Origin of the sequence: Mycobacterium sp. (genome assembly GCF_035603715.1) — a bacterium.
In the GTDB taxonomy this organism is placed as follows: domain Bacteria; phylum Actinomycetota; class Actinomycetes; order Mycobacteriales; family Mycobacteriaceae; genus Mycobacterium.
Genome location: NZ_DATNJW010000260.1, coordinates 1 through 5,848 on the forward strand (window position 1 = coordinate 1; position 5,848 = coordinate 5,848).

Consider the following 5,848-nt stretch of genomic DNA (forward strand, 5'->3'; position numbering starts at 1 on the left):
ACCCCGTCGCGGAAACTGGCCGACTTCGTCCGCTGCCGAGACCTGACCTGCCGATTCCCCGGCTGCGACCAACCTGCTACGCGCTGCGACCTCGACCACACCGTCCCCCACGCCGACGGCGGGGCCACCCACGCGTCCAACCTGAAAGCGCTTTGCCGGCGCCATCATTTGCTCAAGACGTTCTGGGGTTGGTCTGACCAGCAACTGCCCGACGGCACCGTCATCTGGATCTCACCATCCGAGCAGACGTATGTGACGGCGCCGGGCAGCGCCTTCGTGTTCCCCAGTCTGTGCGTACCCACGCAGGTGCTAGAGCCGGTTCCTGACCGGTCGCGGTGTGCTGACCGTGCCGCGATGATGCCCACGCGTCGACGTACCCGGGCCCAGAACCGGGCCAATTACGTTGCCGCAGAACGGCGACACAACCGGGCGGCGCGGCAAGCCGCCCAGCACGCCGCCTTTGGCGGACCCGCACCACCGGCCCGGGACGACGAGCCGCCGCCCTTCTAATTGGCCGTCGTCGTTTACGCAGAGGCGACGGCGAACAACCGCCATTCGCCGGGAACGCCTTTGAGTTGGTGAGCGGCGCGGTCCTCGAACTCGAGTCCTGACCCGATCACGAGGTCGCGCAACGTGCTGGACACGAGCACGTCGTTCGGCCCGGCGAGGGCGCTCACGCGCGCCCCGATGTGCACGCCGATCCCACCGATGTCCTCGCCACGAATTTCGCACTCGCCGGTATGCAGTCCGGCCCGCACCTGGATGCCCAGTGCTTGCACCGTGTCACGAATTGCCATGGCGCAGCGGATCGCTCGCTGCGGGCCGTCGAAGGTCGCGAGGAAGCCGTCGCCCGAGGTGTTCACTTCGCGGCCCCGAAAGCGAGCTAGCTGCGACCGGACGACTGCGTCGTGAGCATCAAGCAACGCGCGCCAGTCGCGATCGCCCATGTCTGCGGCCCGACGCGTCGAGTCCACGATGTCGGTGAACAGCACCGTGGCCAGCACTCGGTCATCGGCCACTTCGGCCTGCTGGCCGGTGATGAACTGCGCGATCTCCTGGAACGACTCGCGCCACGGTTCAACGATGTGGAGCATGTTGCGCCCTGGAAGCTCAACGTATTTCGCGCCCGGTATGCGATCAGCGACGTCCTTGCCCCACTCGGGCGGGAAAAAGGGGTCATCGGTGTGATGGAGGACGAGTGTCGGGACACGGACTGTGGGAAGCAACGCCCGTACATCCGTTTCGGCCAGCAGAGAGATCATGCGAGCAGCGGTCCCTGGGCTTGCCCCCAGGCGTTCATAGCGTGCCCACGCTGCCCGGATCTCCTCGTTCCACGGCATGTCCGGATTCAGGACATGCTGTATCTCCCCGGTGCCCCACATGGCGGCCATGGCGTCAGCGGTCTGCTCGGCTGCGGGTCCCTCGATGGTGCGCTCAGCCATCGGATTCGCATAGCTCTCCAGCACGACGAGCCCGGCTGTCCGCGACGGATGTGTCGCCGCAAACAGTGCCCCCGCCGGGAGCGCGCCGGACATCGCGACCAGCACCGCTTCACGACTCCCGAGATCATCCAGCACCGCAGTGATGCTGTCGGCCCATAGCTCCAAAGTCGGCAGCGCGCCCGACGTGACGGGATCAGACACTCCAATGCCCGGCTGGTCGAAGAAAATCAGCCGACCGAGCGATGTCATCGCCTCAACCCACCCTCGAAGAGACGGCTGCTCAGGCAAGTCCTCACAGTTGCTAAAGAACGCCGGGACAAGCACGATGTCGCGAGGACCTTCACGCGACGCCCGATAGGCGACCCGCAAATCCCCGTTCATCGCATAGCGCGTCTCGGAGAACACCGCAGAAGTCTATGCCGACGGACGGGTCGAGCACCGTGTATCAGCCCAAGCGTCGACGCACCGCTACTTCTTGGACGGGATCACAACAATCACGATCAGCGTCAGAATGCTGAAGAACAAACCGAGGATGCCCCAGCCAAATGGGTTGCGGCCCTTGGTCGCTGCGACCAGTGCGCACACGATCGCCGCGATGACGCTACCGATCGCGACGAAAATGCCGTGAATGCCACGCAGAATGAAACCTGCGGCTTCCGGTTGGCTGTAGCTGGCAAGCAACAGTTGATGAAGCATGACGACCTCCTTGGCGCCGAAAGGGGGCACCTGCTCGACCCCGGAACGGGGTACCCGGATGGGCCGGAATCAAACTGTCCCGCAGCGGGAGACGCCCATCGAGCTGGCGCAAGTCGCCTTTCTAGCTCTTGCTCAGGCCCTTAACGAAAGCCTGGGCTTGGTCCCAACTCGGCAACAGGCCGGCGGCGCGCACCTCGTCCAAGGTGGGCGCGGCGGCGTCGCGGTCAGAGATCAGCAGCTCGTGCCCGCTCGGCCAATCGATCGCCAGCGCCGGGTCGGTGGGGGAGATGGTGTGTTCGCGTTGCGGGCTGTACTCCGCTGAGCAGAGATACATCACCGTCGAATTATCCTCCAGGACAAGGAAACCATGCGCCAGGCCTTCGGAGAGGTAGACCGTCTTGTGGCTGCGGTCGTCGAGTACCACGGCGTCCCAGCGGCCGAATGTCGGCGAGCCCACCCGGATGTCGACAACGACATCGAACACCGAGCCGGACAGGCAGGTCACGTATTTGGCTTGGCTCGGTGGCAGCTGCGCGAAATGCAGGCCGCGCAACACGCCGGCCGACGATACCGAGCAGTTGGCCTGCCGGACGTCCAGCCGATGGCCCGCGAACTCAGTGAAACTGTGGTCGGTCAGCCATTCGAAGAACAGCCCACGCGAATCGGGATGCACCGCCGGCGTGATTTCCCATGCTCCGGCTATGTCCAGTTCCCGGACCTGCACGTCACTGACCCTGTCGTTCGTAGCGAGCCTCGGCGGCGTCTTTGAGGGGCCGCCACCAGGATTCGTGGTCGCGATACCACTCGATGGTGGTGCGCAATCCTTCAGCGAAATCGGTATGCTTTGGCGCCCAACCTAATTCGTTGCTCAGCTGAGACGGATCGATCGCATACCGGAGGTCGTGGCCAGCGCGGTCGACAACGTGATCGAAGTCGTCGGGATCGCGGCCCATCAACTCGAGCAGAGTCCGCAGCACCGAAAGGTTGTCGCGTTCGCCGTCGGCGCCGATCAGGTACGTCTGCCCAGCCCGACCGCCGTCGAGGATACGGCGCACCGCGTCGTTGTGGTCCTCGACGTGGATCCAGTCCCGGACGTTGGCCCCATCGCCATACAACTTCGGCCGCCGCCCGGTGAGGACATTGGTGATCTGACGCGGGATGAACTTCTCCACGTGCTGATACGGACCATAGTTGTTGGAGCAGTTCGAGATCGTCGCGCGCACGCCGTAGGAACGCACCCAACCCCGCACCAGCAGGTCGGAGGCGGCCTTTGTCGACGAATAGGGACTCGACGGGTTGTACGGCGTGGACTCGGTGAACCGTTGCGGATCGTCGAGCTCCAGATCCCCATAGACCTCATCGGTGGACACATGATGCAGTCGCACCCCGTGCCGCCGTACGGCTTCCAGAATGATGAACGTCCCGACCACGTTGGTCTGCAGGAACGACGCCGGATCCGCCAGCGAGTTATCCACGTGGGTTTCGGCCGCGAAATGCACCACCGCATCCGACTCGGCCACCAATTGGTCAACGAGATCGGCGTCTCTGATGTCGCCCTGGACCAGCCTGATCTGGTCCTCGACCGGAGCCAGCGATTCGCGGCAGCCCGCGTAGGTCATGGCGTCCAGAACCGTCACCGCGTCTTCGGGGTGGTCGTGCATGGTGGCGTGCACGAAATTGGCGCCGATGAAGCCGGCGCCACCGGTCACCAGCAGCCGCATGGAGCAAACCCTAGCGCGGCCCCTCAGCCCGGAGGTGTCAAACCCAGCGCTCCGGCCAACTCTTCCAGTACGCCCACCAGCTTGCCGTCGGGGCCGCCCAGTACCTGGATCGCCACGTGATCGGCGCCGGCCTCAAGGTGCTCGTTGAGGCGTGCGGCAATCTGCTCTGACGTGCCGTGGGCGACGACGGCGTCAATCAGCTTGTCACTGCCGGGTTTACGGACATCGGCATCGGTGAACCCGAGCCGCCGCCAGTTGTTCACGTAATTACTCAGGCCGAGGTAGAAGTCGGCGGTTTTCCGGCCGATTTCACGCGCCTCGTTGGCATTGGCGGTCAGGACCACCTTGTGTTCGGGGGCCAGGAAGACCGTGTTGCCGATCAACTCGCGCGCTTGGGCGGTGTGTTCCGGCGTCGTCAGGTACGGGTGGGCGCCGGCGCTGCGCTCGGCGGAGAGAGCGAGCACTTTGGGGCCCAGGGCAGCGAGTACCCGTCGGCTGGTCGGCACCGATGCGCTGTCGAGCTCGTCGAGATACTCGACCAGTGCGTCGTAGGGCTTCTTGTAATCACCGGTGTGCTCGGGGTGACCCACGCCGATACCGAGCAAAAACCGGCCCGGGTAGTCGTTCTCGATCCGGTGATAGGACTTCGCCACATCGGCGGCCGGCGATGCCCAGATGTTGATGATCCCGGTCGCCAGTTGCAGCGACGTCGTCTCCGCCAGAGCCGGTTCCACCCACGCCAGGTCGCCATCGGGCGATCCGCCGATCCAGGCCGCCCCGTAACCCAGCGCCTCGATCTGCTGGGCGAGATTCGGGCTGATCGATCGACTTGGAAGCCAGACGCCGTATCGACCCAGGTCGAGTTTCAGCGAAGCGGCCTCTGTCATCTAGCTCCCCCTCTGGTCAGTCACGCCGGATTCAGTCCCAGCGGCCCGGCCAGTTCGGCCAGAGCCGACACTAGGTTTTCATCTTTGGTCAGGATCTGCACAGGCACGTGGTCGGCGCCGGCGTCGAGGTGTTCCTTCAGCCGCGCCGCGATCGCCTCCGGTGTGCCGTATGCCACCACCGAGTCGATCAGCCGATCGCTGCCGGGGAAGGTTACCTCTTCCTCCGAGAACCCCAGCCGCTTCCAGTTGTTGCGGTAGTTGGCCAGGTTGAAATAGACCGGCAGCATCTTGCGGGCGACGGCGCGCGCATGCTCCGCGTCGGTGGTCAATACCGCCTTGTGCTCCGGCGCCAAAAACGCCGCCGGGCCCATCAATTCGCGCGCCTGGGCGGTGTGCTCCGGCGTGGTCAGGTACGGGTGCGCGCCCGCGCTACGCCGTGCCGACAGCTTGAGCACCTGTGGGCCCAGGGCCGCGACGACACGACGATTGGCCGGAACGCCGTGTTCGTCGAGCTCGTCCAGATACTCCACCAGCGCGTCATAGGGCTTGCGGTATTCGGTGATCGCCTCGGGGTGCCCGACGCCGATGCCCAGCAGGAAACGGCCCGGGTAGGCGCGGTCGATGCGATGGAACGACTCGGCCACCGGCTTGGCCGCGTCCGACCAGATGTTGACGATGCCGGTCGCTACCTGCAGCGTCGTCGTCGCTTCGAGGATGGGCTCGACCCACGCCAGCTCAGCGGGCGGCGAACCACCGACCCAGACAGACCCGTAACCCAGGGCTTCGATGTCTTTGGCTTGTTCAGGCGTGACGCCGCGTCCGAACGATCCGAACCGGCCAAGATTGGGCTTGCTCGCAGCAGTATCGATCATGGTGGCTCCAACCTGTGCGGTGATGCGGTCTATTCCGTCAGCTCGGTATCCAGATCGGGATCCGCCAAATCCTCGACGCGCGGCTTTTCCAGCGGCAGCAGCACGATGAAGCGGGTATCGCCGGGCACGGACTCCACGCGCAAATCCCCGCGATGTTTCTTCACGACGATGTTCCACGCCAAATCCAGCCCGAGGCCGGTGCCCTCGCCGACCGGTTTGGTGGTGAAGAA

The 5,848-nt window shown here is 64.8% G+C and carries 8 protein-coding genes; 1 reads left to right on the plus strand and 7 read right to left on the minus strand.

The annotated features are described in order from the left end of the window. Positions 1-510, plus strand: a 510-nt coding sequence (locus VN856_RS11050) for an HNH endonuclease signature motif containing protein (RefSeq protein ID WP_325688890.1), incomplete at its 5' end; no start/stop codon positions are given. Between the two features lie 14 nt (positions 511-524). On the opposite strand, the gene VN856_RS11055 is transcribed toward VN856_RS11050, so the two are convergent. The 7 genes from VN856_RS11055 to VN856_RS11085 all read right to left on the minus strand — a co-directional run. Further along, on the minus strand, positions 525-1,847 hold the full coding sequence (locus VN856_RS11055; protein WP_325688892.1) for an adenylate/guanylate cyclase domain-containing protein: 1,323 nt from the start codon (positions 1,845-1,847) through the stop codon (positions 525-527). Positions 1,848-1,910: 63 nt separating this feature from the next. Beyond that, the gene (locus VN856_RS11060; protein WP_325688894.1) at positions 1,911-2,138 is read right to left on the minus strand and encodes a deoxyribodipyrimidine photolyase; all 228 of its coding nucleotides are present in this window, start codon (positions 2,136-2,138) and stop codon (positions 1,911-1,913) included. Positions 2,139-2,259: 121 nt separating this feature from the next. Then, the gene (gene rfbC, locus VN856_RS11065; RefSeq protein ID WP_325688896.1) at positions 2,260-2,862 is read right to left on the minus strand and encodes a dTDP-4-dehydrorhamnose 3,5-epimerase; all 603 of its coding nucleotides are present in this window, start codon (positions 2,860-2,862) and stop codon (positions 2,260-2,262) included. A 1-nt stretch (position 2,863) separates the two neighbouring features. Then, a complete protein-coding gene (gene rfbB / locus VN856_RS11070; protein ID WP_325688898.1) occupies positions 2,864-3,859 on the minus strand; it encodes a dTDP-glucose 4,6-dehydratase in 996 nt (331 codons plus the stop codon). Positions 3,860-3,882: 23 nt separating this feature from the next. Next, positions 3,883-4,746 carry an LLM class F420-dependent oxidoreductase gene (locus VN856_RS11075; protein ID WP_325688900.1) on the minus strand — a complete coding sequence of 288 codons (864 nt, stop codon included), beginning with the start codon at positions 4,744-4,746 and terminating at the stop codon, positions 3,883-3,885. A 20-nt stretch (positions 4,747-4,766) separates the two neighbouring features. Continuing rightward, positions 4,767-5,618, minus strand: coding sequence for an LLM class F420-dependent oxidoreductase (locus tag VN856_RS11080; RefSeq protein WP_325688902.1), 852 nt, complete (start codon positions 5,616-5,618; stop codon positions 4,767-4,769). Between the two features lie 29 nt (positions 5,619-5,647). Next, the coding region (locus tag VN856_RS11085) for an ATP-binding protein (RefSeq protein ID WP_325688904.1) at positions 5,648-5,848 on the minus strand (201 nt) is incomplete at its 5' end.